Raw genomic sequence first — 26,055 nt, 5'->3', positions numbered from 1 at the left:
GTGACGGCCCACCCGTGTCCCCCTCACCTGTAACCCAGGTGCGGGGGACACTGTCGTGTGTAGGGCCCGTTCGGCAGGCGACTGTGGCTATCGCCTTGATAGTGAGTGAGACATTGATCTCACCAGCAGGCGCCGCGCATGATCATGGCGTGCCAAATCATCTTGCTCAGCATGGTGCCGACTCGTCCTCGCCCGCATCGCCGGTCACCCGGCGACCCGGAAACCAGACGCTCGAGGTCGCGCGGAAGGACGTCGTGGCAGACGGCGTCGTGAAACTGCGGCTCGAGGAGCCCACCGGTGGGCGCCTCCCGCATTGGACGCCCGGCGCGCACATCGACCTGGTCATGCCGACCGCGGACGGTGGTTCCCAGGTGCGGCAATATTCGTTGTGCGGCGACCGGTGGGATGCCTCGGCCTACGAGGTCGCCGTGTTGCGGGAGCCGAACTCCCAGGGCGGATCGCAGTTCATTCACGAGAATCTGGCCGTCGGGGACATGCTCAGCGTCGGCACCCCGCGGAACAATTTCGGTCTGGCTCAGGCGAGCCGATACGAATTCATCGCCGGCGGCATCGGGATCACCCCGATCATGACGATGATCGCCGCAGCCGAGAAGCTGGGAATCGACTGGCACCTGCTCTACGGCGGTCGGTCGCGTCGCTCCATGGCCTTCCTCGCAGAACTGGCTCGATACGGAGACCGCGTCACGGTGTGGCCGCAGGACGAATCGGGTCATCTGCCGCTCGATTTCCTCGACAAGCCGACGGAGGGGGCCAAGGTCTACTGCTGCGGACCCGAGCCCCTGCTGGCGGCGGTCGAATCCGCCACCACGAACTGGCCCGGGTGGGCCGTCCGGTTCGAGCGGTTCGTTGCGCCTTCCCAGCCGCCACCGGTCCGCACCGAACCCTTCACGATCGAACTGTCCCACTCCGGCAGGACTGTCACCGTCGGTACCGAACAGACCGTTCTCGAGGCCCTGGACGCCGCCGGCGTCCCGGTGTTGTCCTCGTGCAACGAGGGAGTCTGCGGCACATGTGAAGTCGGCGTCGTGGGCGGTGTTCCCGATCATCGGGATTCACTCCTGAGTGATGCGGAGCGCGCCAAGGGAGACCGGATGTTCGTCTGTGTGTCACGTTCGATCACCGAACGACTCGTGCTGGATCTATAGGAGGCTGACAGTGTCGATTACGGATACCACCGGACGGCAGGGCTCGACAGCCCCGTCCCTCGACGACGACCCCTTCTCGTCGGAAAACCTCGAGAACCCGCTGCCGTTCCAGGAGCGACTGCGTGAATCCGGGCCTGTCGTCTTCCTGCCCCGGTACAACGTCCACGCCGTCGGGCGTTACGACGAGGTCCACAGCGCGCTCTCGAACTGGCAGGGCATGACCTCCGGTTCCGGAGTCGGCCTGAACGAGCCGTGGCGGGCCCGGGGACTGCTTCAGACCGACCCGCCCGAGCACGACGCACCCCGCGAGGTGCTGCAGTCGATCCTGTCCGCACGAGCATTGCGCGCGATGAAGGACGCCTGCACACGGCAGGCCGAGACGCTGATCGACAACCTGCTGGGCGGCACGGCTGCCGGGGACGCGATCGAAATCGACGGATACAACGACATCGCGGCCGTGTTTCCGGTGAACTTCTTTCCCGACGCGTCCGGCATCGACGAGGAGCAGCGGGAGAATCTCGTTCCCTACGCGGATCACATCTTCAATGCCCTGGGGCCGCGAAACGAACGGGTTCTGCAGGGCGAATGCCGGAGCGAGGCGCTGGCGGAATGGGCCACGGCGAAGTGTGCCCGGGAGTCCCTGAAACCCGAAGGATTCGGCAGCGAGATCTGGGCGGCCGCCGACCGCGGCGACATCATGCACGAACTGGCGCCGCTCCTCACGCGTTCGCTGTTGTCGGCAGGTGTGGACACGACCGTCTACGGTCTCTCCGCGATGCTCTACGGATTCGCCACACATCCCGATCAGTGGGCGGCACTTCGACAGAACCCCAACCTCGCCCGAGTCGCGTTCGACGAGGCGCTGCGCTGGGAGTCGCCGGTCCAGATGCTGTTCCGCAAGACGTCGGCCGACGTCGAGATCTCCGGGACCGTCATACCGGCCGAGACGAGGGTGCTGCTGTGCTACGCCGCCGCGAACCGCGACCCGCGCCGGTGGGACGACCCTGACCGGTTCGACCTCTCGCGTGATCCCTCGGGGCACGTGGCCTTCGGGATGGGGATCCACCAGTGCGTGGGTCAGCACGCGGCGCGTCTGCAGGCCGAATGCCTGCTCGAGGTTCTCGTGACCCGGGTGACGTGCGTCGAACTTGCGGCACCCGTACGTCGCTATCACAACAACACGCTCCGAGGATGGAAGGCCATGCCGCTTCGGCTGAGCCTCGCCTAGATGATGTGAGCGAGTCCGTGTTCGACTGCGCCATAGAGCGATTGAGCGCCGGTGCCGGTTCGACGTACCTGATTCTCGGTGAGGCCGGCACCGGCAAGACACACCTCCTGCGGAGCACGATCGACGCCGCCCGCAGGCGCGGATGGACGTGCTTGTACGCCGCGGCGCACGAATACGACCGCGACATCCCGTACGCGACGGTGCGCACTCTCGTGGGAGTCCACGGCCACACTGCGGTACCGAGCGATCCGAATGGTGTGACGGCGCTGTTGCAGTCGATGACGGATTCGTCGCCGGTCGTCGTAGTCGTGGACGACGCGCACCTGGCGGACGAGGACAGCCTCGTCGCCGTGACCCTCGCCGCCCGGCATCTGGCGGGCCGCCCGCTCCTCGTGATCTTCGCCTCGCGGACTCGGCCGTGGACGACCGGCGAACGTCTGGTCGCGACGATCGGCCATCTCGTGAGCGAACAGGCACGGACGATTCTCGAGCTTCGACCGGTGGAGGGGCAGGCCCTCGGCGAACTGGTCGAGTCGGTGCTCGGCGCCGTGCCCGACGAGCGACTGACCGGTTATCTGACCGAGCGGACGCGGGGGAACGCGCTGCTGGTCCGGGAAACGGTGAACGCGTTGCGCGCTGCGGGTGCGGTCCGGATCGAGCAGGGGATCGGCTACCTGGTCGACGATTCCCCGCCTCGGTTTCCGCGCCCTGCGGCGTTGCTCCACCGGCTGTTTCCCGGGGATCACGCCGTCCGTGCACTGGGTCGTCTGGTCGCGGTGTTCGGACGGGTGGATCTGGACTACCTTCCTCTCCTCGCCGAACTCGCCGAGAGGTCGCTGGGCGAGGTCCGGGCCGTCTTCGACTCACTGGTCGCGCGCGGTGCGCTGGTGGCAACGGGGTCCGGTTGGTACGAATTCGGCCACCCGCTGATCGGTGAGTTGCTGTACGACGAGATCGGTCCGGCCGAGCGCCGCCGTGTTCATGCTGCGATTGCCGCGCGGATCGAGGGCACCGACCACGAGCTGGGCATGCCGGCCCTCGAGCGCGCCCAGCACGTCACCGAGGGTGCGGCGCGCGGCGACAGGGTCGCGGTCACGGTGGCGTTGCGCGCCGCCGACAGGGCGTTGCGCACGTCGCCGCGCACGGCCGCCCGCTGGTACGGCCGTGCGCTGGACCTGCTGCCCCGGGCGGACGCCGCCGCCGGCGAGATCCTCGGCAGGCAGTCCGCGGCGGATTGGAAGGGTGCACGGCCGGCCCTGGCCATCGAAGCCGGCAGGCAAGCGCTCGGCGTCCTCGAGGCGGGTCGTTCCCGCGACCGCACCGTGGCGACGATCGTGCACTGCCACAACGCGATGGGCGATCCGCAAAGTGCTCTAGACCTGCTGGTCGCCGAGGCGGGGCGGGCGCAGGACCCGACGCCCTACCTCGCGCAACGCGCGGCGATGTCGGCGCGCCTCGGTGACACGGATCAGGCGCGCGTCCTGGCCGCGACGGCGTGGTCACAGGTGCGCGACTCGACTCCGGCGGACCAGGTGGTCGCCTACACGTACCTCGGTCAGGTCGAAGCCTCCGTCGGAACGTTCCCGAATCTGCTCGAGGCCGTCGACCGCCTCGAGATCCTGGGAACCGGCGACCGGGAACTCCCGGTGGGCACGCGCACTGCTGCGTTGGAGTCGGCGGCGCACCACGCCGCAACGGCAGGCGCGACCGGTCGTGCGAACGCGCTGCTGACGAAGGCGGGTGACGCCGCCGGACTCGCCGGATTCGGAAACCTGGGCGGGCAAGCCGTACTGGCTCGCGCGCTCGCCGAGTTCACGACCGGAGACTGGACCGCGGCTTCCGAGACGATCGCCCGGGAGGCAGTCCATCTCGAGTTCTCGGGGATGCGCAGCGCTCTGGCGCGCCTGCGATGTCTGGAGGTGCAGATCCTCACGGGCCGTGGCGATTTCCGGCGTGCGGCGTCCGTGCTGGCCGCGACGAAGCCGCCGGCCTCCTGCCGGATCGACTTCGCGGTCTGGGAGGCGGTGCAGGCGTCGGTCGAGGTGTCGAGGTCCCGGTGCGAGGACGCCATGCCGGTCCTGGAGCGACTGCGATCGGAAGCGGGAATCCGCGGCTGGAACGAGGTCGGGACCATCACCCACACGAGTCTGGTCGAGGGCTACCTGGCGTCGGGAGAGGTCGAGGCCGCTCGGCACGTCGCGGACGAGTTCTGCCGCCTTGCGGAGGACATCGGTTCGCCCAAGGCCCGGATGGCATCCGGCATCGGCCATGCCCGCAGCTTCGGTGACGTGGACCGCGCACGTGACGTGCTTCTCGAGGCCGAAGAGCAGGGTATGCATTTCATCGCGGCGCAGGCCCACCATGCGCTCGGCGTCGTCGGCCGGGACGGCGCCGATCACCTCGAGGCAGCCTGGGCATTGTTCAAGAAGATGGACGCGACGCTGTGGCTGAAGCGGGTCGAGGCCGCCGGCCGGTCGCGCGGTCTCGTCCTCGACCGACGTGCCGACAAATCGGGGGCACCCGGACCTCTCACCGATGTGGAGCGTCACCTCGTCACGCTGGTCCGAGACGGCCTCAGCAACCGGGAGATCGCCGAGGTTCTCCACTACAGCAGCAAGACCGTCGAGGCCTACCTCACCCGCCTCTACAAGAAGACCGGCTACAACTCGCGGGTCGAGCTGATCGTGGCCCACGAGCGGGCGGACAGTCTCACCGGTAGGTGACCCAGGGGTCCGGGAGATGACCGTGCTCGTTGAACGCCACGAGGGACGTCCCCGACGAGCCGATCACGATCTTGGTGACGCCGGAATTGACCGCGACCCTGTTCAGGGCTAGCCATTGGGGGAATCCGCCCCCGAGCAGCCGGGCGGTCACCCAGGCGATCGCGCCGGCGCTGGAGAAGACGACACCGGTCTGCCCGCGTTCGAGCCCTCCGGCGACGCGGTCGAGGGACGCGTCGACCCGGGCCGTGAACGCACCGAACGTCTCGGCGTAGTCGGCGTCGTGGTCACCGGACGACCATCGTGTGGACGCCCGCTCGAGCAGCCGCTGGAAGGCGCGCGAATCCGCCTTCGCCTGCGGATCGTGCTCACCGTTCGCAGCCAGCAAGTCGCTTGCGTCGAACTCGTCCCAACCCGGATCGACGTCGGGGTGCGTCGTGTGCCAGGCGGCTGCCGCGCTTGCCTCCTGAGCCGTCTCTCGTTGGCGTTTCATGTTTCCGGTGACTGTCCGGACGGGAGCGATGCCGCGACGATTCAGTTCGGTGCCGAGGGCGCGACTCTGTTCCCGGCCGCGCGGCGACAGGCGGTCGTAGTCATCGGTGCCGAAGGATGCTTGTCCGTGACGGACCAGAAGGACAACACTCATGCGGCGCACGGTAGTTCACCCGGCCACCGGCGGCATACCCTTCTCGGCCGGTCGCCCGCACACTGTCGGGAGATCCCTATCGGCCCTCCGCCGCGGTGCCGGTACCTCTAGATTCAGAGCATGGACATGCGGCAGATGGAGTACTTCCTCGCTGTAGTCGACTGCGGCGGGGTCACCCGCGCCGCGGCGCAGTTGCGTGTGGCGCAGCCTTCGCTGTCGCAGGCGGTGCGCAAGCTCGAGAAGGACCTGGGCGTCGAGTTGTTCCATCGCGTCGGCCGTGGCCTCGTGCTCTCGCCTGCCGGTGAGGCGCTCGTCGGCCCGGCACGCAGCATCCTGCGGGAGGTGGAGTCGGCCGAGAACGCCGTGCGTGACGTCGGGGCGATGCGCGGCGGCCGGATCGACATCGCGTCGCTCTCGGACCTGTCCTCGGATCCGCTGTCGGTGTGGGTCGCCAAGTTCCGCCGGCAGTACCCCGACGTGCGGTTCCACATCGAGGAACGGGACGAGACCGCCGATATCGTGTCGCTGGTCCGGTCGGGGGCGTGCGAGCTGGGCATTCTCGCGCTGCCCCTCCCCACCGAGGACCTCGTCGGGGAGGAACTCATCGATCAGCAGCTCGTCCTGGTGTGTCCGCCCGGCACCGATGCCCGGTGGCCGGATCCGGTGCCGATCGAGGCGTTGACCCGTGTTCCCTTCGTCATGGGCGAAAAGGGCACGGCGACGCGGGATTTCATCGACCGCTCGCTCCGGTTGCACGGTGTCGAACCCGACGTCGCGGTGGAGGTGCGCCAGCGTGGCGCCGTGTTGCCGATCGTTCTCGCGGGCGGCGGGGTCTCGATTGTGGCCCTGCGCAGCGGACTCGATGCGATGCTGCGCGGCGGGGTGGTGCGTGAACTCTCGCCGCGGCTCACCCGCCGCATGGGTGTGGTCCGCCGTCCCGGCCGGATGACCCAGGCGTCGACGGAGTTCCTGGCCTGCGCCCGCGCGTCGTTCGAGGAGTTCGCCGCGTCCATCGCCGTGCTCATGTCCTCCGGTGTTTCCCTCGTGGAGGCCGCGCAGCTGACGCGGGCCGAGTCCGACCGCCGGATTCGTGACGACAACGCGCGTGCCACGAACTCATAGGCAATTACAGTATTTCTCCTACTTTTCTGGTCTTTGACCCGATCGATACTCGGGACTTCAATGGTGTGTACCTGATCACACCGTTGCGACGGGATCCGGATCGATCGAAGGTCGCATTCGAGATCCGTCCGGACTGGTTCACCCCATGCAGACACGTCGCGACGGTTCGTTTCCGAAGAGGCCCTATGACTCAAGTATCGACGCCGACCACCGCAGCGTCCCGGCGTACCAGATCGGCGCTGACCCGTCGCGCCTGGATGATTACCGGACTGCTCGTCGTGTTCATGCTCATCAATTTCGCGGACAAGTCCGTCATCGCGTTCGCCGGCGTCCAGATCCAGAAGGATCTGGGCCTGACGCCGCAACAGTTTGGCATGATCCAGAGCAGCTTCTTCTGGCTGTTCGCCGCCGGCGCCCTGTTCTTCGGCTGGCTGTCGTCCAGGGTGAGTATCCGATGGCTGCTGGCCGGACTGATGTTGCTCTGGGTAGCCACCATGGTGCCCCTGACCGGCACCGTGACCTTCGGCGTCCTGGTGGCCTGCCGGCTCGTCCTCGGGTTCGCCGAGGGCCCGGCCTTCGCCCTCGCCAACCACGCCGTCCACTCCTGGTTCCCGCCGGAGAAGCGTGCCCTGCCGAGCAGCTTCGTCACCGCCGGATCCTCGCTCGGCGTCCTCATCGCCGCCCCCGTACTGACCTGGATCATCGTCCGCTGGGACTGGCACGCCGCGTTCTACCTCCTGATCACGGTCGGTCTGGTCTGGGTGGTCGCCTGGATCCTCCTCGGACGCGGCGCACCCGGCGACGCCGCCGAGCCGGCCCAGGCAACCGAAACCGTCGTCGACACCGTCGACGCCCCGTACCGGACGATCCTGCGCACCGGGACGGTGATCGGGATCGCGCTGTTGATGTTCTGCTCGTACTGGTCCACCACGCTCAAGGTGTCCTGGCTCCCCGTCTATTTGGAAGACGGTCTCGGCTACGACACCCTGACCACCGGTCGGTTGGTCATGCTTCCCTACGGACTCGCGGCGGTCGGTGCGATCGCTGCCGGATGGTTCTCGAATCGCCTCGTCTCCCGCGGCGTCTCCCGGAAGGTTGCGCGCGGCTACCTGTCGGCCGGCCTGATCGCCGGCGCCGGCATCACCATGGTCGGGTTCACCATCGTGTCGGCCGGACTGCTGCAGATCCTGCTCGTGTCCCTGGCCTTCTCGCTCAACACCGCGGCGTACGGCGTGGCGTTGACGGCAATCGCCGACGTCGTGCAGTCCCGCAAACGCGGCATGGTCCTCGGTGGCCTCGGCGCTGTGTCGAGTATCTCCGGCATGGTCGCACCACTCGTACTCGGCTTCTCGGTCGGCCGGGCGGCAGACAAGATCTCGGGCTACGGCACCGGTTTCCTGATCAGCGGCATCCTGATGATCGTCGGTAGCGCGATCGCGGTGTTCCTGGTCAACCCCGAACGGGACATCACCGTCATCCGCAAGCGTGCCGAGGAGACCGCATGATCGACAAGCCTCTCGACGGCGTCCGCGTCATCGACTTCGGTCAATTCATCGCTGCCCCCGCCGCCACCCAGGTCCTGGTGGACCTCGGCGCCGACGTGATCAAGGTCGAACCGGTGCACGGCGAGTCCGCACGTGGAATCGGCGCGCACGGTAAAGCCATGGTGGAGAACTACAACCGCGGCAAGCGGGCAATCGCGCTCGACCTCATGGACCCGCGCGGTCAGGAGATCGCCCGCCGTCTGATCGCCGGCGCCGACATCGTGGTGCAGAATCTGCGTCCCGGGGTGATGGACAAGCTCGGTCTGGGCGCGGAGGAGATGCGTGCCGCGCATCCGCACCTTGTGTACGCGACGGTGAGCGGGTTCGGCTTGCACGGACCGTCCAGGAATCGTGCCGGCCTCGACATCGCCGCGCAGGCGGAGAGCGGCCTGATGTGGGTGACCGGCGAGCACGACGGCGAGCCACAGAAGGTCGGTGCCCAGATCGTCGACGCCGCCACCGGCTACGTCTGTGCCCAGGCAATCCTCGGCGCGTACATCAGGCGCCTGCGCACCGGCGAGGGCGACACCGTCGAGGTGTCGCTGCTCGAGGTCGCCATTCATCTGCAGGCCCCGAACTGGGGCGCCTACCTCGACACCGGCAACGAACCACGGCGCATGGGCAACGGTCAGCCGACGGTCGCCCCGGCCGCCGACATCATGCCCACCAGTGACGGCAGCGTTGTGGTCTCCGCCTACTCCGAGGTCCACTTCCGGCGACTGTGCCGACTGCTGGGCCGGGCGGAACTCGCCGACGACGCCCGGTTCGCCGACAACGAGAGCCGGGTCCGCAACCGCCCCGCCCTGCTCACCGAGTTGCGCGCCGCGTTCGCGACCATGACGAGCGACGAGGCGATGGACGTGCTCGCCGCCAACGGTGTCGTCGCCGGGCGGATCAACACCTATCCCGAGGCGATGCGCAGTCTCGACGTCCAGGCCTCCGGTCTCTTCATCGAGGTCAGCCGCCCCGACGGCGTGCCTGCGACCGCTCTCGGCACGCCGTGGCACCTCGAGAGTGTCCCGAAGCTCCCGACGGCAGGTGCGCCCGACCTGGGGCAGCACACCGCCGAACTGATCGCCGAACTCGGTTACCCGACAGACGCGCTCGATGCGCTGGCCGCCGACGGCGTCGTCGCACTCGGCCGCTGACATCCGTCGACGGCACTCACCGCCGACCCATTTTCGAAGGAATCACCATGCAACGCAACATCTTCACCGACGACCATCATGCCTTCCGCGACGTGGTCCGACAGTTCATCGCCAAGGAGATCACCCCGAACCTGCCCGATTGGGAGGCCGCCGGTTCCATCCCCCGCGACTTCTACAAGAAGACGGCAGAGATCGGGATCAATGGACTGCAGGTGCCCGAGCAGTACGGCGGCGGCGGCATCGACAGCTTCCTGTTCAACACCGTCGTGTACGAGGAAATCGGTTACGCGGCCGCGTCTCTCGGGGGCTTCCAGGTGCACTTGAACACCGTGCTCCCGTACTTTCTCGAATACGCCGATGAGAAACAACGCGACCGCTGGTTCCCCGGCTTCGCCGACGGCGCGCTCGTCAGCGCGATCGCGATGACCGAACCCGGCATCGGCTCCGACCTCGCCGGTGTCACGACCACCGCCGTCCGCGACGGCGACGACTACGTCCTCAACGGGAACAAGACGTTCATCACCGGCGGCATCAACGCCGACCTCGTGATCGTGGTCGCGAGGACCTCGAAGGACCCCGAGAATCGCCGCAACGGTCTGTCGCTGCTGGTGGTCGAATCCGGCATGCCCGGGTTCACTCGCGGTCGCAACCTGCACAAGATCGGGATGAAGTCGAGCGACACCGCCGAACTCACCTTCGACAACGTCCGGGTGCCCGCGGCCAACCTGCTCGGTGAGGAAGGCACCGCCTTCAAGATGCTGGCGCACAACCTGCCGCAGGAGCGGCTGTCGATCGCGATCACCGCGCAGGCCACGGCCACCGCCGCGGTCGACCTGGCGATCGCGTACGCCAAGGAGCGGATGGTGTTCGGTAAGCCGCTCGCCGGCTTCCAGAACACGAAGTTCGTACTCGCCGAGTGCGCGACCGAGTTGCAGGCCGGGCAGGCCCTGATCGACCAGGCGCTGATCGCCCTGGACGCCGGCACTCTCACTCCCGCCGACGCGGCCAAGGTGAAGCTGTTCTGCACCGAGGTGCAGGCCCGGATCATCGACAAGTGCCTGCAGGTGCACGGCGGCTACGGCTACATGACCGAGTACCCGATCGCGCGACTGTACGCCGATGCCCGCGTCACCCGGATCTTCGGCGGCACCAGCGAAGTCATGAAGAGTGTCATCTCGAAGTCGATGGGGCTCTAGGCATCTCGCACTCCACACCATTCCGGGCACCACTGGGGCCCGGCCACATCGAAGGTTCATCCATGCAGATCAAGGACATCAACGCCGTCGTCACGGGCGGAGCATCCGGACTCGGACTCGCCACCGCCACCCGGCTGGTCGAGTCCGGCGCCACCGTCACCCTGCTCGATCTCCCCGGTTCGCCGGGGGCAGAGCAGGCCGCGGCGCTCGGGCCCGCCGCACGGTTCGTACCGACCGACGTGACCGACGGCGACGCGGTGGCCGCGGCCTTCGCCGCCGTGGCCGAGCGCGGCCCGGTGCGGGCCGTCGTGCACTGCGCAGGCCGCGGACGGCCGATGCGCGTGCTCACCAAGGACCGCAAGGCCGCCGACCTCGAGCCTTTCGAGTCGGTGATCCGGCTCAACGTGATCGGGACGTTCAACGTGCTGCGGTTCGCGGCCGAGGCGATGGCCGCGAACGAATTGCGGGGCGGCGACCGCGGCGTATGTGTCCTGACCGCGTCCGTCGCCGCGTACGAGGGCCAGATCGGGCAGATCAACTACGCGACGTCCAAGGCGGGAATCGTGGGGATGACACTGCCCGCCGCCCGCGACCTCGCCGGCGTCGGGATCCGGGTGTGCACCATCGCGCCCGGCGTGTTCGCGACACCCCTCCTGCTCAATGCACGCGACGACATCCGGGACGCGCTGGCGGCCTCGGTTCCGCATCCGCAGCGGCTCGGCGAGCCGTCCGAGTTCGCCGCGCTGGCCGAGCACATCATCGAGAACGGCATGCTCAACGGTGAGACGATCCGCCTCGACGGTGCGATCCGGATGGCACCGAGGTGACCGCAGAGGCGCCCACGCCGGTCGTGCTGACGGAACGGGTGGGGCCGGTGCTGGTCATCACGCTGAACCGGCCGCAGGCCCGCAACGCGGTGGACCGTGCGGTCGCGGAGGCCGTCGCCGAGGCGGTTCAACTGCTCGACTCCGATCCGCAGCTGCGAGTCGGTGTGCTCACCGGAGCCGGCGGATACTTCTGCGCAGGAATGGATCTCAAGGCCTTCCTGCGGGGCGAGAGCCCGCGCATCGAGGGCCGTGGATTCGCCGGGCTGGTGGAGGCGCCGCCCGCCAAGCCCCTGATCGCCGCGGTCGACGGCCCCGCGCTCGCAGGCGGTTTCGAGATCGTCCTGGCGGCGGACCTCGTCGTCGCCGCGCCGACCGCAACGTTCGGCCTGCCCGAGGTTCGCCGCGGCCTGGTCGCCGCCGCGGGCGGGTTGACCCGGCTGCCCGCACGGCTGCCGCGAGCGGTGGCGCTGGAGATGGTGCTCACCGGCAAGACCGTGACCGCCGCGCAACTGCACCCGCTGGGGCTGGTCAACCGGCTCGCTCCCGAGGGCGAGGTGTTGGCGGCGGCGCTCGAACTCGCCGACGAGATCGCCGGCAACGGGCCGCTCGCAGTCCGGGCCAGCAAGCGGGTCGTCGACGAGTCTCCCGGCTGGCCGCACGCGGAGATGTTCGAGCGGACCCGGCAGATCGTGATGCCGGTCTTCGACTCCGACGACGCCCGCGAGGGCGCCGCCGCCTTCACCGAACGCCGCGCCCCGGTCTGGACCGCGACGTGATCACCGAGAACGAGAGAACAGGAACACACCATGCGTGATGCAGTCATCGTCGAGGCCGTACGGAGCCCCATCGGCCGCCGCAAGGGCGGCCTCGCGGAGGTCCACCCCGTCGACCTGTCCGGGGCCGTGCTGACCGCGCTGCTCGACCGGGCCGGAGTCGACGCCGCGTCGGTCGACGACGTCGTGTGGGGATGCGTCGGACAGGTCGGTGAGCAGGCCGGAAACATTGCACGCAACGCGGTGCTGGCCGCCGGATGGCCCGAGTCGGTTCCCGGCACCACGATCGAGCGGCAGTGCGGATCGAGCCAGCAGGCACTGCATTTCGCCGCCGCGGGAGTGATCGCCGGCCAGTACGACGTCGTCGTCGCGGGTGGTGTCGAGTCGATGACCCGCATCCCGATGGGATCGGCGCGGCGCGTCGGGCTCGGTGACCCGAACAGCGAGGCGATTCGGAGACGCTACGACGGAATCGAGTTCAACCAGGGCCGCGGCGCCGAGATCCTTGCCGACCGGTACGAACTGAGCCGCGGCTGGCTCGACGAGTACAGCCTGCGCTCACACCAGCGGGCCGCCGCGGCCGTCGACGAAGGCCGATTCGCCGGCGAGATCGTGCCGGTGACCCTGCCGGACGGAACGAAACTCGACGCCGACGAGGGGATCCGCCGAACCACGACGCTCGAGAAGCTCGCCGAGTTGACGCCTGCCTTCGGCGACGACGGCCGCGTCACCGCGGGCAACGCCTCGCAGATCTCCGACGGCGCCGCGGCCCTGCTGGTGATGTCCGGCGACCGGGCCCGCGACCTCGGACTGACCCCGCTGGCCCGGATACACACCGCAACCGTCGTCGGCGACGACCCGGTCGCGATGCTGGCCGGACCCATCCCCGCCACCGCGCGGGTGCTCGAACGCGCAGGTCTGACCCTCGACGACATCGGGGCCTTCGAGGTCAACGAGGCGTTCGCCAGCGTCGTCGGCGCCTGGCTGCGGGCAACCGGGGCACCGGAAGAACGGGTCAACGCACTCGGCGGAGCGATCGCTCTCGGGCATCCGCTCGGCGGATCCGGGGCCCGCCTCGCGACCACCCTCGTGCATCACCTGCGCGCCGAGGGCGTCCGCTACGGGCTGCAGACGATGTGCGAAGGCGGCGGCATGGCCAATGCCACCATCTTCGAAAACCTCGCCGTCACGGTCTGACCCGTGGCTACCGGAGTGGAGAGGGTGGACGCAGCCATACTCGAGTTCGCGTGCCGGTGGCTGCCCTACGGTGGTCCACCGCCCGACGAGATCTGGATCGGGTTCGGTATGACGACACCCGGATTCGACCGGAGACTGTCGAGAATTCTGGAGGGTGTCGCGGCACGCGAACTGCCTGCCGAAGTCCGAGCGCGGCTCCGCACCCAGCTGTCCGAGCGGGCACGACGGTGGACGATTCGATCGAGATCCACCCTGTCGTTGTAGCAGTTGTAGCGCGACCGGTGACGTCTCGCTCAGGCGCGGCGCAGCCCGTCGAACGTCAGCTCGACGACGGCGTCGGCGAGGTCGGCGACGGTCCCGCCGGTGCGGGGGCGGTACCACTCGATCAGCGAGTTGACCGTGCCGAACACGAGCCGGCTGGTGAGAGCGGGATCGATTCCGGGCCGCAGGTCGCCCTCCTCCGCCGCCGCGACCACGAGGTCGCTGACGAAGGCGTCGAACTCGCGGCGGCGGGCGAGCGCGCGACGCTCCACGGCGGTGTTGCCCCGGACGCGGAGCAGGAGCGTGACGTAGGGCAGTTCGGCGGCGAGTACCTCGACACTGCGGCGGACGAGGTACTCGAGGCGGTCGATGTACCGGCCGCTCGTCGCCTTCTCCTCGGTGGTGACCGCGAACAGAGCGTTGAGTGCGCGCGACAGCGCCAGTTCGAGGAGCTCCGACTTCCCGGACACGTGGTGATAGATCGACGACTTCGTGATTCCCAGGCGCTGGGCCAGCACCTCCATGCTGGTGCCGTCGTAGCCCTTGTCGTTGAAGACCTTGACCGCCACAGCGAGCAGCGAGTCGAGGTCGTAGCCGGGGCGTCCGGGCGAACCGGTCTTCCGTGCGGGGCGTGCCGTAGTCATGCGCGCAATCCTTCCAGGTGCAGAACTCCACCGCATCGGTGCGCCGTCGTCCACAGGAGCCGACCGAAGGTTCGGTTCAGCTGAGAATACCGTGACCGACCCGGCAGTGGTGAACCACGTGAGCGGGCCGAGTCTCTACGCGAACCGCGGCGTCGTCCGGCTCATCGGCCCAGGGCCTGGGTGCGGCCTTCCTTCCGGGCCTTCGCGAGGCCGCGGCGGGCCATGAATCCGTTGGCCAGGAGCAGGACCGTCTTGTTCGGCGGCGCAGTGAATCCGCCCTGCGTGTGCGGTGCGTACACCGCCTCCGTGCCGGTGACTTCGATCCAGCCGGTGTTCTGACGGGACTCGAGGCCGACGAGCTGGGGCCGGTACGCGTGGGCGAGCAGGCCGGCGCGGCGGCCGCCCTGCGGCACCCCGGCAGGGACCCTCAGACGCACGCCCTCGCTGCTCGCCGAGTTCACGTCGACCGGCACGACGGTCGGATAGCCGTCCGCCTCTCGGTAGGCGAGCAGCACGTGCGGCAGCTTCCGGGCGCGCTGACCGATCTTCACCGCATCCACCCGCGGTCCTGTGCCCTTCTTCGGCGGCGGTTGTGGCGCCGCGTCGGCGTCGGGGAGCGGTGCGCCGTAGACCTCGGGCTCGCCGGTCATGCGCAGGTCGGGCCAGGCGGTCACCCGTGTCACCGTTACCGTCACCAGCACCCGGTCGGTGTAGTACGCGCTGAGCCAGCGGTCCCAGAATCGGCCACGCCGCGGCGCTCCCACATAGGGGGCCGAGCGCTCGCCGAGTGCGTCGAGGAGGTCCCGGTCGGGGCTGGGATCGAACGTCGCGTCACCCTGCACGAGCACGTAGCGCCGGTTGGTGCCGTCGCCGATTCCGTGCTCACGCGCGTGGAAGGCGAGCGCCACCCGCGGTTCCGCCTTGATGCGCTCGAGCTTGCGGCCGAAGCCCAGCGAGGTGGTGAATCCGACGGTGCCCCGCTCGCGGTCACGCAACCCGAAGGGTGCCACCGCGGCCACCACAGCTCCTCCCGCGGGCGTGACGTACGCGAACCCGCTGGTGAGGTCGTCGCGGATGACCTCGTCGACGTCGTCCGACCAGGTGACCGGCATGTCCCGAGCCTACCCAGGCGACGCGGCACCGGGCCAGCACTTCGTGCCCGTCGAGGGTTGACGCCCTCACTAAAATGAATAATGCTTCATTTGTTGTGAGCACTCGCTCATATCCAATGATCGTGCATTCACCACGGCATCGAGGAGCATTCCATGGACCTGACACTGACCGAGGAGCAGAAGGAATTCCGGCAGCTGGCCCGCGACTTCCTGAACAAGGAGGTCGTCCCGCACCGCGCCGAGTGGGACCGCGCCGAATCGGTGGACACCGCGATCGTCGGGAAACTCGCCGACATCGGCTTCTTCGGCATGACCATTCCCGAGGAGTACGGCGGGCTGGGTGGCGACTACATCACGTACTGCCTCGGGATGGAGGAACTCGGCCGGGCGGACTCCGCGGTCCGGGGCATCGTGTCGGTGTCGATGGGGCTGGTGGGGAAGGTGATCCTCTCGCACGGCACCGAGGAGCAGAAACATGAATGGCTGCCCCGCATCGCGTCCGGTGAGGCGCTCGCCTGTTTCGGTCTCACCGAGCCCGACAACGGGTCGGACCCCGGACATCTGAAGACCAGGGCGGTGCGCAGCGGCGACGAGTACGTCATCAACGGTTCCAAGATCTTCATCACCAACGGGACGTGGGCCAAGGTGTGCCTGGTGTTCGCGCGCACCGGAGGGCCGGGGCCCAAGGGTGTTTCGGCCTTCCTGGTCCCGACGGACACCCCTGGCTTCGAATCCCGCGAGATCCACGGGAAGCTCGGGCTCCGCGGGCAGGCGACCGCCGAGTTGTCCTTCACCGACGTGCGGGTGCCTGCGAGTTGCCTCCTCGGATCGGAGGGGCAGGGCTTCTCCATCGCGATGCACTCGCTGGACAAGGGCCGCGTCTCGGTGGGCGCCGGATGCGTGGGGATCATCCAGGGCTGCCTCGAGGCGGCCGTCGACTACGCCCGCGAGCGCACGCAGTTCGACCGTCCGCTCGCGTCGTTCCAACTCGTGCAGGACCTGATCGCCGACATGTCCGTCGACGCCGACGCCGGGCGGCTGCTCACCTGGCGGGCGGCCGACCTGATCGAGCGTGGGGAGCCGTTCGGGACAGCCGCGTCGAAGGCGAAGTACTTCTGCAGTGAGGCCGCGGTTCGTGCCGCCAACAACGCGATCCAGCTGTTCGGCGGTTACGGCTACGTCGACGAGTACCCCGTCGCCAAGTACATGCGCGATGCGCGGGTGATGACGCTGTACGAGGGCACGAGCCAGATCCAGAAGTTGCTGATCGGCCGGGCGGAGACCGGGATCAGCGCCTTCCTCTAGCGGTTGCAGGGCCGCGTGACCCTTGACACACTCCGTGCAGTGAATATACGTTCATTCTTATCGAATACTGGTTCATAACATTTGAGCCCGCTCTCACTACCGGCTTCCAGGAAAGGAATCACCGTGACCGACTACGAAGACATCACCTACGAGGTCGACGGCCCGGCTGCGGTCGTCACGATCAACCGCCCCGCGCGCTACAACGCATTTCGCGGCAAGACCGTCGAGGAACTGATCAAGGCGTTCCGCTCGGCATGGGCCGACGACACGGTGCAGGCGATCATCCTCACCGGTGCGGGGGAGAAAGCGTTCTGCACGGGCGGCGACGTCAAACAGCGAGCGGAGACCGGCGACTACGGGCCCACCGAGAGCGGCATGTTCGAGATCGGCAATCTGCACAAACTCATCCGCGACGTCCCCAAGCCCGTCATCGCGGCGGTCAACGGCATCGCCGTCGGCGGCGGCCACGTGCTCCACGTTCTCTGCGACCTCACCATCGCGTCCGAGACCGCGAAGTTCGGCCAGGCGGGACCGCGTGTGGGCTCCTTTGACGCGGGCTTCGGCTCGGCGTTCCTGGCGCGAGTCGTCGGTGAGAAGCGGGCCCGCGAGATCTGGTACCTCTGCCGTCAGTACGACGCCGTCACCGCCGAACGCTGGGGACTGGTCAACTGGGTCGTCCCCGCGGACCGGTTGCTCGACGAGGCGAAGGCCGTCGCCGCGGAGATCGCCGAGAAGAGCCCCACCACCCTGCGTTTCCTGAAGCAGTCGTTCAACGCCGACACCGACCACCAGGCCGGACTGAGCAACCTCGCGATGTCTGCGCTCGACCTGTTCACGCATTCACCCGAGGGCCTCGAGGGGGCTACGGCGTTCGCGGAGAAGCGCAAGCCCGAGTTCAACAAGTACGTGAACGCCTGAGTTCGACACACACGGGAAGGGGAAACACACCATGAGCAACAACATCGCAGTGGTCACCGGCGCAGGATCCGGCATCGGCCGCGCCATCGCGCTCGCACTCGCCGAGCAGGGCGACCGGGTGGTCGTCGCCGACCTCGACCTGCAGGCCGCGGAGAAGACCGCGGCCGAACGGCCCGACCGGCTCTTTCCGATGACCGTCGACGTCGCCGACCGGACGCAGGTCGACGCCCTGCGTGACCGGGTGACGACCGAGGTGGGGGTCGCGAACATCCTCGTCAACGCGGCGGGATGGGACCGCACCGACCAGTTCCTCAACGCCACCACCGAATTCGCCGAGAAGGTCGTCGCCATCAACTACCTCGGCCCCGTACACATGTGCAGTGCCTTCCTCCCCGGCATGGTAGAGGCGGGTGGCGGTGGGCGGGTCGTCAACCTCGCGAGCGATGCCGGCCGTGTCGGCAGCGCGGGGGAGAGCATCTACGCGGGCGCGAAGGGCGGCGTGATCGCCCTGTCGAAGTCGCTGGCCCGGGAGATGGCCCGGCACGGGATCAACGTCAACTGCGTGTGTCCCGGCCCGACCGACACACCGCTGTTCCAGGCGCAGGCGGAGAAGCTGAAAGAGGCTCTGGTCAAGGCCATTCCGTTCCGCAGGCTCGCGCGCCCGGAGGAGGTTGCGGCGCCGGTCGTGTTCCTCGCGTCCGAATCCGCATCGTTCATCACCGGCCAGGTGATCAGCGTCAGCGGTGGCCTCACCATGGCCGGCTGACCGGCACCGGGACGGAGGACTCATCATGTACGCATACGATGCCCACGCCTATCGTCAGTACTTCGAGCACGACTTCACCTATCTGAACGGCTTCCGGCGCAACACGCACCGGTACGCCGATCGACTCGCGATGCAGTCCCCGTCGACCGGCGAGAGCTGGACGTACGCCGAACTCGGCGACCGGGTCGATCGGCTCGCCACCGGCCTCGCCCGCGCCGGTGTGGCTCCCGGCGACGTCGTGGCCTACCAGTTGTTCAACGGCCCCGAGTTCGCGCAGCTGTACCTGGCCGGGCAGGCCTGCGGGGCAATCGGATCGCCGATGAACTTCCGCCTCGCGTCCGGCGAGACGGCGTACATCCTCGACGCCAACCGTCCCACGGTGTTCGTCTACGACACCGAGATCGGCGAGATGGTGCGGGACGCGCTGACCCGCTCCACGCACAAGCCGGCGCTCGTCGTGGCCGTCGGTCCGGGAGAGCCCCTGCAGGGGAACGGCTTCGAAGTGATCCGGTTCGACGACCTCGTCGCCGAGTCGGCGTCGCCGCCGGAGGTGACTCGCACGGTGTGGGACGAGACCACCCGGCTGTTCACGTCGGGAACCACCGGCATGCCGAAGGGCGTCCCGCTCAACAGCATGATCGAGATCTTCAGCGCCCACGACGTGATCATGCACTTCCCGCTGACGGCGGAAGACAAGACGCTGAACATGACGCCGTGGTTCCACCGCGGTGGGCTGTACTGCGCCGGTCCGAATCCCACGTTCTATCTCGGTGCGTCGCTGGTGGCGCTGCGCAGCTTCGACGCCGACGTCACGCTCGACCACGTCGAGGAGTACGGGCTGACGTTCCTGATCGGCGCTCCGACCAACCTGGCGATGCTCGCGCGTGCCCAGGAGGAGAAGCCCCGCGACCTGTCCACCTTGAAGGGCATCGTGACGATGGGCGCACCCCTCGAGCGGGAGGCGGCGCTGCACTACCAGAAGGTGCTGAATCCGCGAATCTTCAACGGCTACGGCAGCACCGAAGGTTTCTGGAACACCTTCCTGCGTCCCACAGATCTGCCGGACATGGCCGGGACCGCGGGGCGGGCCTGCATCGACGACGACGTCGCCGTGGTCAAGTTGTTCGACGACCGCCTCGCCGACGCGCACGAGACGGTCGCGAGGGACGGCACCGAGATTGGCGAGGTCATCGTCCGCTCCCCGAAAGGTGCCAACGCCTATGTCGATGCCCCGGAGCAGGAGAAGCAGAAGTTCCGGAACGGCTGGCTGCACATCGGCGACCTCGCCACCTGGGACGAGAAGGAGTTCGTGACGATCGTCGGACGCAAGGACGACATGCTCCTGTCCGGCGGCGAGAACGTCCACCCAGTGCAGATCGAGGAAGCGCTGAACGAGCACGCGTCGGTGACGGATTCGCTCGTCGTCGGTGTTCCGGACGACAAGTGGGGACAGGTCGTCGTCGCGTACGTCGTCACCACCGCACCGGTCCCGTCCGCCGACGTACTGGACGACTTCTGTCGCAGGCACCCGATGCTGTCGCAGTTCAAACGCCCCCGTGCCTACCGCTTCGTCGAATCGCTCCCCGTGTCGGCGACGGGAAAGAAGCTGCACTACAAGGCAACCGACACCGCGCGCAGGGAGTTCGAGAGCGGGGCATTCGTCACCCCGGGCACCCGCGGATCCCAGACAATCGGCTCGTAAAGGACACCGTCATGACCACCCATTCCCATCCGCGGCCCTTCAGTGCCGTCGACCCACTCGACATCGACTCGCTGTACTCGGACGACGAACTCGCCGTGCGCGACACCGTCCGGAAATTCTGCGCCGAGCACGTCACACCGCACGTCGCCGACTGGTTCGAGGCCGGCGAACTGCCGGGAGCCCGCGAACTGGCGAAGGAATTCGGGAAACTCGGCGTCCTCGGGATGCACCTCGAGGGCTACGGGTGCGGCGGATCCTCGGCCGTCCACTACGGTCTCGCCTGCCTCGAACTCGAGGCCTGCGACTCCGGCATCCGCTCCCTCGTGTCGGTGCAGGGCTCCCTGGCGATGTTCTCGATCTGGAACAACGGCTCCGAAGAGCAGAAGAATCAATGGCTGCCCGGCATGGCGGCCGGTGAGATCATCGGCTGCTTCGGCCTCACCGAACCCGATGCCGGCTCCGACCCCGCGTCGATGTCGACGCGTGCCAAGCGGGACGGCTCGGACTGGATCCTCAGCGGCCGCAAGATGTGGATCACCAACGGCAGCATCGCCGACGTCGCGGTGGTGTGGGCGGCCACCGACGACGGGATCCGCGGATTCATCGTTCCGACCGGCACTCCGGGTTTCAGCGCGCCCCTGATCAAGCACAAGATGTCGCTGCGCGCCTCGGTCACCAGCGAACTGGTGCTGGACGACGTCCGACTGCCCGAATCGGCGATGCTCCCCGGCGCCCGCGGCGTGCGCGCCCCGCTCAGCAGCCTGTCCGAGGCGCGCTACGGCATCGTGTGGGGAGCGATGGGCGCGGCGCGATCCGCGTGGGAGGCCGCCCTGCAGTACTCGAAGGACCGCGCCCAGTTCGGACGACCCATCGGCGGATTCCAGCTCACGCAGGCCAAGCTGGCCGACATGGCGGTGGAACTGCACAAGGGGCAGCTGTTGTCGCTGCACCTCGGCAGGCTGAAGGACACGGCCGGGCTGCGACCCGACCAGGTCAGCTTCGGCAAACTCAACAACACCCGTGAGGCCATCGAGATCTGCCGCACGGCGCGCACCATCCTGGGCGGCAACGGAATCTCCTTGGAGTTCCCCGTCATCCGGCACATGGTCAACCTCGAATCGGTCCTGACCTACGAGGGGACACCCGAGATGCATCAGCTGGTTCTCGGGCAGGCCTTCACCGGCGAGAACGCGTTCCGCGGATAGGAGACGAACACCATGACCATCGAATACGAATCCGAGCACCAGCAGTTCCGGGACAGCGTCCGCAGCTTCGTTCGCGAGCGGATCGTCCCGCGGCACGAGCAGTGGGAGAGCGAAAGCTGCCTCGACCCGGCACTGTTCACCGAAGCGGGTAAGCAGGGGCTGCTCGGCTTCCCGGTCCCCGAGGCGTACGGAGGTCCCGGCGTCGAGGACTTCCGCTACAACGCGATCGTCGTCGACGAAGTCAACCGGGCGGGCGCCGCCGCCGCGGGTATCGCGTTCTCCCTGCAGAACGACGTCGTGCTGCCGTACCTGACGGACATGACGACCGAGGAACAGAAGGCCCGGTGGCTTCCCGGGACCGTGACCGGGGAGACGATTCTCGGCATCGCGATGACCGAGCCCGGCACCGGCAGCGACCTCACCGGCATCCGCACCACGGCGGTGCGCGACGGCGACCACTACGTGGTGAACGGCAGCAAGACGTTCATCTCCAACGGCCAGAACGGCACGCTCTTCGTCGTCGCCGTGCGCACGTCGCCGGACAAGCACAAGGGGCTGTCGCTGCTCGTCGTCGAGTCCGACACGCCCGGGTTCTCCCGTGGCCGCAACCTGGACAAGATCGGGCTGCACGCTCAGGACACCAGCGAGCTGACGTTCACCGACATGCGCGTTCCGGTGGCCAACCTGCTCGGGGAGGAGGGGCAGGGCTTCTATCAGCTCGTCCACAACCTGCCGCAGGAGCGGCTGTCCCTGTCCGTCGGCGCCGTCGCGGCCGCCGAAGGAGTCCTCGAGCAGACCTTGGCGTACGTGAAGGAGCGCAGCGCCTTCGGGCAGCCGATCGCCGGATTCCAGAACACCCAATTCGTTCTCGCGGAACTGGCCACGGAACTCGACCTGGCCCGCACCTACCTCGACGACTGCATCCGCCAGCACGTCCGCGGAGAGCTGACCGCGGCCCGTGCGGCGCGGCTCAAGTGGTGGACCACCGAACTGCAGGTCCGCGTCGCGGACCGGTGCCTGCAACTCCACGGCGGATACGGCTACATGCGCGAATATGCGGTGGCGCGCGCGTTCGTGGACGCGCGGATCCAGACCATCTACGGCGGCACCACCGAGATCATGAAGACGATCGTCGCGAAGGATCTCGGTATCTGACCCGGACCGGACTGCGGTTCCGGTCCCGCGCGGGATACTGTGAATACCCATTCACCGCAGGTTCTGCCACCAAGGAGAGGTCATCTGTCATGGCGAAGGACACGTCCGCCCTTCCACTCGACGAGGCGGTCCGCGCCGTCCGCGTCAGCTCGCGTCGACGTCAGGTGCTCGACGCCGCCGTGACGGTGATGCAGCGGACCGGGTTCCATCAGATGTCCATGCAGGCGCTCGCCGACGAGGCGCAGGTGAGCGTGGGGCTGATCTACAAGTACTTCGGCGGCAAGGAGGAGATCCTCCTCGCCACGATCGTCGACATCCTCGACGCGTTCCGCGATCAGCTCGAGCCCGCGATGGACGCCGCGGGAACCGACCCCATCGAGCGGCTGGCCGCCGGGTTCCGGCGGTTCGTCGAGATCGTCGACGAGAATCTGGACGCCGTCGTGCTGACCTACCGGGAGAGCCGGACCCTCGACCAGGACGGGCGTGAGCGGATCAAGGAACTCGAGGTGGCGACGTCCAAGCCGCTCCACGACGCCCTCGAGGCCGCGATCGCCTCCGGGATCGCGGGCGACCTCGACGTCGACCTGACGACGTTCGACATGATGATGCTCGCGCACGGGTGGGCGCTCAAGCACTGGCATTTCGCGTCCCGGTACACCGTCGACCAATACATCACGGCGCAAACGCGATTCATTCTCCGCACCGTCCTGTCGGATCGGAGCGCCGCAGCGTACCGGCACCTGACCGAATGACCCGATGGCGTTTCGACGGTGAGATCACCGGCCTGGGCACCGGGTCGGGTGTCCGCATCGTCATCGGCCGCTGGTCCCGATCTCCGCTGGGGGAGTTCACCGACGTGATGGTCGAACACGCCGACGGCCTGCGCATGCTCCTCGCACCGTCGGACGCCGTCCGCGATTTCGTCACCGCGACGTACACCTTCGACCGGACGGTGATCACGCCCGTCCACTACACGCGGTCCGGCGACAGTCGGACGGTCCGGGCAGGCGACCTGCATGTGCGGTTCGAGGTCGGGGCCCGCACCCCGCTCGGACACCTGCTGAACCTGGTGCCGCGGACCGTCGCGAGCGCGCCGTGGTTCTGCGCGGTCAGCGACCCGATCGCCCGCGTCGTTCTCCGCGGTGTGCGCACCCGTGGCACCGCGGGCAACGGGCGTCGCGAGTTCTACGGCGCGGTCGACCAGCGGCGGCTCGCCGGAATGTCCGCCACCTGGTGCGGGGAGAACCTCGGCGCCCTGACACCGGTCGATCCGCCGGTCCGGTTCGGATTCGGCTCGACCCCGCGGACCCCGGCGGTCACATCGATCGTCACGACGATCGACGACTAGTCGAAGAGGGTGGGCGCCTCTCCCGGCTGATCGCGGGCGGGCGGTTGGACTTCGCCCGCCGGGCTCGTCGCCTTGTGCACCACGGACAGCGTCGTCGTCCGGACCGACAGTCGATGTCCGTCGGGATGCTGCAGCGAAGCCATGCCCTTGCTGACCTCGATGACCAGCCAGGGGCCGGCGTGACCGGACGCCTGCACCAGATCACCCACCTGTATCTGTACGGCTACCACCGCGTCCTCCCAAGGTCTACTGCATCGGCCTGTGCCCAGCGTAGCGACATCGGCCGGTGTCAGCCGACTGACCGGAGCAAGCCGTCGAGGCGGGGAGGGTCACCTCGATATGATGCACATCGAGGTCTGTCCGAGAACTCCACGACTGATCCGAGCAAGCACGATGACGCGACAGTGGTCACGGCGGTCAATCGGAGCGCTGTCGCGGCGCGACGCCGCGTCCCCGTTCGGGGCTGTCGATGCGGACACGCGGGAAATGCCTGCGCGTCTGATAGCGCTCCTGGTGCGCCCGACCACCCCTCCGCTGTGGCTGGGCATCGTGGTCGCCGCCACCGTGATCACCGTGGAAACCGTTGTGGTGCATCAGCTCGACACGGTTGCGCCGCAGAACGCCTTCGGTGCGGTGTTCCTGCTCGGAGTCCTGGTGGTCTCGGCGCGCTGGGGATTCGTGCTGTCGGTGATGACGACGTTGGTCAGCGCAGTCGTCTACGTCTACTTCCACCTCCAGGTGGCGGGGTCCCTGCTTCCGACCAAACCCGGCGACTGGGTGGCCATCCTGGTCTTCCTGCCCGTCGCGCTGGTGGCCAACCTGATGGCCGGTCAGGCCAGGTTGCGCACCGCCGAGGCGGTCCTGCGCCGGCGCGAGGCCGAGGCCAGCCGCGACGAACTCGGGATCCTCGCCGCACACCAGGCCGCATTGCGCCGAGTGGCGACACTGGCGGCACGTGGGGTGAGCCCACCGGAAGTGTTCACAGCTGTCGCCGACGAACTCGCGCTCTGGCTGCACGTGGTCAACGCCGTACTCCTTCGCGACGACGGGGACGGCACGGGCACGTTGGTCGCCGTGCGATACGAGCCGGGGATCACCGGGATGTCCGACACCGGGGACAAGATCCCGATGGAGGGCGACGACGTCGGGGCGATCGTTCTCCGCACCGGCCGTGCCGGCCGAATCGACAACCACGAGCACGTAGGTGGGGAAGTCGCGACCCGCATTCGCGAGGGGGGCTTCGGATCGATCGTGGGAGTCCCGATCGTCGTGGACTCCCGGGTGTGGGGTGCGGCGATCGTCGGATCGCGGCGCGCCGAGCCGCTGCCACCGGACACCGAGGCGCGGCTCGGTGACTTCGCCGATCTCGTCGCGACCGCGATCGCGAATGCTGTGACCCGTGCCGAACTGCTCGCCTCACGCGCGAGGATCGTCGCGGCCTCCGACGAGGCCCGGCGTCGCCTGGAACGCGATCTGCACGACGGGGCTCAGCAGCGACTGGTGTCGCTGGGGCTCGAGGTGCGGATGACGGAGGCATCGGTCCCTGCCGAATGGGTGGACGTGAAGGAGCAGCTCTCGGCCATCGCGTCGGGGCTGAAGGGGGTGTCGGAGGATCTGCGCGAACTCTCACACGGGATCCACCCGGCGATCCTGTCGAAGGGCGGGCTGGGATCGGCGGTGCGGACTTTGGCGCGTCGCTCGGCGGTCCCCGTCTCCCTCGACGTCGCAATCGAGGACCGCTTCGCGGAATCGGTCGAGGTAGCCGCCTACTATGTGGTCGCAGAGGCGCTCACCAACGCCGCCAAGCACGCGCGAGCCTCCGAGGTGCACGTGTCCGTGGGGACGGAGGACGGCATCCTCCACCTCGTGATCCGGGACGACGGCGTCGGTGGTGCCTCGTCCGCCGCGGGCTCCGGGCTCCTCGGATTGCAGGACCGGGTCGAGGCCCTCGGCGGCCACCTGCGGATCACGAGCCCGCCGGGTCACGGCACCACGCTGGACATCACGATCCCGGTCGCCGGCGAATGAACGAGGGGATTTTCCTGCTAGCGGGAATGCGTACCCGGGAGGAT

The 26,055-nt window shown here is 68.2% G+C and carries 24 protein-coding genes; 20 read left to right on the top strand and 4 right to left on the bottom strand.

The genetic code is table 11. The features are described 5' to 3' along the window. Positions 1-149: 149 nt before the first annotated feature. From I1A62_RS20265 to I1A62_RS20255, 3 genes are read left to right on the top strand one after another with little or no spacing between them, the layout of a single operon-like run. Complete coding sequence (locus tag I1A62_RS20265; RefSeq protein ID WP_219459569.1) at positions 150-1,166, top strand: PDR/VanB family oxidoreductase; 1,017 nt, start codon at positions 150-152, stop codon at positions 1,164-1,166. Positions 1,167-1,176: 10 nt separating this feature from the next. After that, positions 1,177-2,394, top strand: a complete 1,218-nt coding sequence (locus I1A62_RS20260; RefSeq protein WP_257890845.1) for a cytochrome P450 — start codon at positions 1,177-1,179, stop codon at positions 2,392-2,394. 5 nt (positions 2,395-2,399) lie between these two features. Beyond that, positions 2,400-5,117 carry a LuxR family transcriptional regulator gene (locus I1A62_RS20255; RefSeq protein WP_219459567.1) on the top strand — a complete coding sequence of 906 codons (2,718 nt, stop codon included), beginning with the start codon at positions 2,400-2,402 and terminating at the stop codon, positions 5,115-5,117. Here the strand turns inward: I1A62_RS20255 and I1A62_RS20250 are convergent. Continuing rightward, entirely contained in the window at positions 5,104-5,760 is a 657-nt protein-coding gene (locus I1A62_RS20250; RefSeq protein ID WP_219459566.1) for a histidine phosphatase family protein, read from the bottom strand. The genes I1A62_RS20255 and I1A62_RS20250 overlap by 14 nt on opposite strands. Before the next feature lie 120 nt (positions 5,761-5,880). Here I1A62_RS20250 and I1A62_RS20245 point away from each other — a divergent pair, with 120 nt between their 5' ends. From I1A62_RS20245 to I1A62_RS20210, 8 genes are all read left to right on the top strand, one after another. After that, on the top strand, positions 5,881-6,882 hold the full coding sequence (locus I1A62_RS20245) for a LysR family transcriptional regulator (protein WP_219459565.1): 1,002 nt from the start codon (positions 5,881-5,883) through the stop codon (positions 6,880-6,882). 185 nt (positions 6,883-7,067) lie between these two features. Continuing rightward, complete coding sequence (locus I1A62_RS20240) at positions 7,068-8,387, top strand: MFS transporter (RefSeq protein WP_219459564.1); 1,320 nt, start codon at positions 7,068-7,070, stop codon at positions 8,385-8,387. After that, positions 8,384-9,574, top strand: coding sequence for a CaiB/BaiF CoA-transferase family protein (locus I1A62_RS20235; RefSeq protein WP_219459563.1), 1,191 nt, complete (start codon positions 8,384-8,386; stop codon positions 9,572-9,574). Before I1A62_RS20240 ends, I1A62_RS20235 begins: the two co-directional genes overlap by 4 nt. Positions 9,575-9,621: 47 nt before the next feature. After that, positions 9,622-10,770 (top strand): acyl-CoA dehydrogenase family protein, encoded by a 1,149-nt coding sequence (locus tag I1A62_RS20230; RefSeq protein ID WP_219459562.1) that lies wholly within the window; start codon positions 9,622-9,624, stop codon positions 10,768-10,770. A 62-nt stretch (positions 10,771-10,832) separates the two neighbouring features. Beyond that, the gene (locus I1A62_RS20225) at positions 10,833-11,597 is read left to right on the top strand and encodes an SDR family NAD(P)-dependent oxidoreductase (protein ID WP_219459561.1); all 765 of its coding nucleotides are present in this window, start codon (positions 10,833-10,835) and stop codon (positions 11,595-11,597) included. Next, positions 11,594-12,373, top strand: a complete 780-nt coding sequence (locus I1A62_RS20220; protein ID WP_219459560.1) for a crotonase/enoyl-CoA hydratase family protein — start codon at positions 11,594-11,596, stop codon at positions 12,371-12,373. The genes I1A62_RS20225 and I1A62_RS20220 overlap by 4 nt, the downstream gene beginning before the upstream one ends. A gap of 30 nt (positions 12,374-12,403) precedes the next feature. Then, on the top strand, positions 12,404-13,567 hold the full coding sequence (locus I1A62_RS20215) for a thiolase family protein (protein ID WP_219459559.1): 1,164 nt from the start codon (positions 12,404-12,406) through the stop codon (positions 13,565-13,567). Positions 13,568-13,591: 24 nt separating this feature from the next. Continuing rightward, positions 13,592-13,831, top strand: a complete 240-nt coding sequence (locus I1A62_RS20210) for a hypothetical protein (protein WP_219459558.1) — start codon at positions 13,592-13,594, stop codon at positions 13,829-13,831. A 29-nt stretch (positions 13,832-13,860) separates the two neighbouring features. Here I1A62_RS20210 and I1A62_RS20205 read toward each other — a convergent pair whose 3' ends face one another. Together I1A62_RS20205 and I1A62_RS20200 are read right to left on the bottom strand one after the other, a co-directional pair. Continuing rightward, positions 13,861-14,472 carry a TetR/AcrR family transcriptional regulator gene (locus I1A62_RS20205; RefSeq protein ID WP_012689589.1) on the bottom strand — a complete coding sequence of 204 codons (612 nt, stop codon included), beginning with the start codon at positions 14,470-14,472 and terminating at the stop codon, positions 13,861-13,863. A gap of 161 nt (positions 14,473-14,633) precedes the next feature. Continuing rightward, positions 14,634-15,584, bottom strand: a complete 951-nt coding sequence (locus I1A62_RS20200) for a hypothetical protein (RefSeq protein WP_219459557.1) — start codon at positions 15,582-15,584, stop codon at positions 14,634-14,636. Between the two features lie 153 nt (positions 15,585-15,737). On the opposite strand from I1A62_RS20200, the gene I1A62_RS20195 reads away from it, so the two are divergent. The 8 genes from I1A62_RS20195 to I1A62_RS20160 all read left to right on the top strand — a co-directional run bounded on the left by I1A62_RS20195 (position 15,738) and on the right by I1A62_RS20160 (position 23,983). Further along, on the top strand, positions 15,738-16,889 hold the full coding sequence (locus tag I1A62_RS20195; protein WP_124391617.1) for an acyl-CoA dehydrogenase family protein: 1,152 nt from the start codon (positions 15,738-15,740) through the stop codon (positions 16,887-16,889). A 123-nt stretch (positions 16,890-17,012) separates the two neighbouring features. Beyond that, positions 17,013-17,807, top strand: coding sequence for an enoyl-CoA hydratase-related protein (locus tag I1A62_RS20190; protein WP_072937232.1), 795 nt, complete (start codon positions 17,013-17,015; stop codon positions 17,805-17,807). Positions 17,808-17,838: 31 nt separating this feature from the next. Continuing rightward, the gene (locus I1A62_RS20185; RefSeq protein WP_219459556.1) at positions 17,839-18,573 is read left to right on the top strand and encodes an SDR family NAD(P)-dependent oxidoreductase; all 735 of its coding nucleotides are present in this window, start codon (positions 17,839-17,841) and stop codon (positions 18,571-18,573) included. Between the two features lie 22 nt (positions 18,574-18,595). Then, positions 18,596-20,275 (top strand): class I adenylate-forming enzyme family protein, encoded by a 1,680-nt coding sequence (locus tag I1A62_RS20180; RefSeq protein ID WP_219461296.1) that lies wholly within the window; start codon positions 18,596-18,598, stop codon positions 20,273-20,275. Between the two features lie 11 nt (positions 20,276-20,286). Continuing rightward, positions 20,287-21,480 (top strand): acyl-CoA dehydrogenase, encoded by a 1,194-nt coding sequence (locus I1A62_RS20175; protein WP_219459555.1) that lies wholly within the window; start codon positions 20,287-20,289, stop codon positions 21,478-21,480. 12 nt (positions 21,481-21,492) lie between these two features. After that, the gene (locus tag I1A62_RS20170) at positions 21,493-22,635 is read left to right on the top strand and encodes an acyl-CoA dehydrogenase family protein (RefSeq protein ID WP_219459554.1); all 1,143 of its coding nucleotides are present in this window, start codon (positions 21,493-21,495) and stop codon (positions 22,633-22,635) included. Between the two features lie 89 nt (positions 22,636-22,724). Beyond that, the gene (locus I1A62_RS20165; protein ID WP_206009314.1) at positions 22,725-23,387 is read left to right on the top strand and encodes a TetR/AcrR family transcriptional regulator; all 663 of its coding nucleotides are present in this window, start codon (positions 22,725-22,727) and stop codon (positions 23,385-23,387) included. Then, positions 23,384-23,983, top strand: a complete 600-nt coding sequence (locus I1A62_RS20160; protein WP_219459553.1) for a hypothetical protein — start codon at positions 23,384-23,386, stop codon at positions 23,981-23,983. The genes I1A62_RS20165 and I1A62_RS20160 overlap by 4 nt, the downstream gene beginning before the upstream one ends. Here I1A62_RS20160 and I1A62_RS20155 read toward each other — a convergent pair. Then, entirely contained in the window at positions 23,980-24,213 is a 234-nt protein-coding gene (locus I1A62_RS20155) for a hypothetical protein (protein ID WP_124391611.1), read from the bottom strand. The two genes, I1A62_RS20160 and I1A62_RS20155, sit on opposite strands and share 4 nt — an antisense overlap. Before the next feature lie 256 nt (positions 24,214-24,469). On the opposite strand from I1A62_RS20155, the gene I1A62_RS20150 reads away from it, so the two are divergent. Then, positions 24,470-26,011 carry a DUF4118 domain-containing protein gene (locus I1A62_RS20150; RefSeq protein ID WP_219459552.1) on the top strand — a complete coding sequence of 514 codons (1,542 nt, stop codon included), beginning with the start codon at positions 24,470-24,472 and terminating at the stop codon, positions 26,009-26,011. Positions 26,012-26,055 lie beyond the last annotated feature (44 nt).

Source organism: Rhodococcus sp. USK10 (assembly GCF_019378875.1).
Lineage (GTDB): Bacteria > Actinomycetota > Actinomycetes > Mycobacteriales > Mycobacteriaceae > Rhodococcus_F > Rhodococcus_F pseudokoreensis.
Note: the sequence above shows the minus strand (reverse complement) of the source record. Positions and strands in the feature narration are given on the sequence as shown.

What these genes read in the sequence shown, in the direction of transcription:
- I1A62_RS20250 (WP_219459566.1), bottom strand. Translation starts at nt 5,760, where the DNA reads ATGAGTGTTGTCCTTCTGGTCCGTCACGGACAAGCATCCTTCGGCACC.
- I1A62_RS20160 (WP_219459553.1), top strand. Translation starts at nt 23,384, where the DNA reads ATGACCCGATGGCGTTTCGACGGTGAGATCACCGGCCTGGGCACCGGG.
- I1A62_RS20205 (WP_012689589.1), bottom strand. Translation starts at nt 14,472, where the DNA reads ATGACTACGGCACGCCCCGCACGGAAGACCGGTTCGCCCGGACGCCCC.
- I1A62_RS20215 (WP_219459559.1), top strand. Translation starts at nt 12,404, where the DNA reads ATGCGTGATGCAGTCATCGTCGAGGCCGTACGGAGCCCCATCGGCCGC.
- I1A62_RS20165 (WP_206009314.1), top strand. Translation starts at nt 22,725, where the DNA reads ATGGCGAAGGACACGTCCGCCCTTCCACTCGACGAGGCGGTCCGCGCC.
- I1A62_RS20175 (WP_219459555.1), top strand. Translation starts at nt 20,287, where the DNA reads ATGACCACCCATTCCCATCCGCGGCCCTTCAGTGCCGTCGACCCACTC.
- I1A62_RS20225 (WP_219459561.1), top strand. Translation starts at nt 10,833, where the DNA reads ATGCAGATCAAGGACATCAACGCCGTCGTCACGGGCGGAGCATCCGGA.
- I1A62_RS20235 (WP_219459563.1), top strand. Translation starts at nt 8,384, where the DNA reads ATGATCGACAAGCCTCTCGACGGCGTCCGCGTCATCGACTTCGGTCAA.
- I1A62_RS20150 (WP_219459552.1), top strand. Translation starts at nt 24,470, where the DNA reads ATGCCTGCGCGTCTGATAGCGCTCCTGGTGCGCCCGACCACCCCTCCG.
- I1A62_RS20170 (WP_219459554.1), top strand. Translation starts at nt 21,493, where the DNA reads ATGACCATCGAATACGAATCCGAGCACCAGCAGTTCCGGGACAGCGTC.
- I1A62_RS20230 (WP_219459562.1), top strand. Translation starts at nt 9,622, where the DNA reads ATGCAACGCAACATCTTCACCGACGACCATCATGCCTTCCGCGACGTG.
- I1A62_RS20195 (WP_124391617.1), top strand. Translation starts at nt 15,738, where the DNA reads ATGGACCTGACACTGACCGAGGAGCAGAAGGAATTCCGGCAGCTGGCC.
- I1A62_RS20185 (WP_219459556.1), top strand. Translation starts at nt 17,839, where the DNA reads ATGAGCAACAACATCGCAGTGGTCACCGGCGCAGGATCCGGCATCGGC.
- I1A62_RS20200 (WP_219459557.1), bottom strand. Translation starts at nt 15,584, where the DNA reads ATGCCGGTCACCTGGTCGGACGACGTCGACGAGGTCATCCGCGACGAC.
- I1A62_RS20245 (WP_219459565.1), top strand. Translation starts at nt 5,881, where the DNA reads ATGGACATGCGGCAGATGGAGTACTTCCTCGCTGTAGTCGACTGCGGC.
- I1A62_RS20240 (WP_219459564.1), top strand. Translation starts at nt 7,068, where the DNA reads ATGACTCAAGTATCGACGCCGACCACCGCAGCGTCCCGGCGTACCAGA.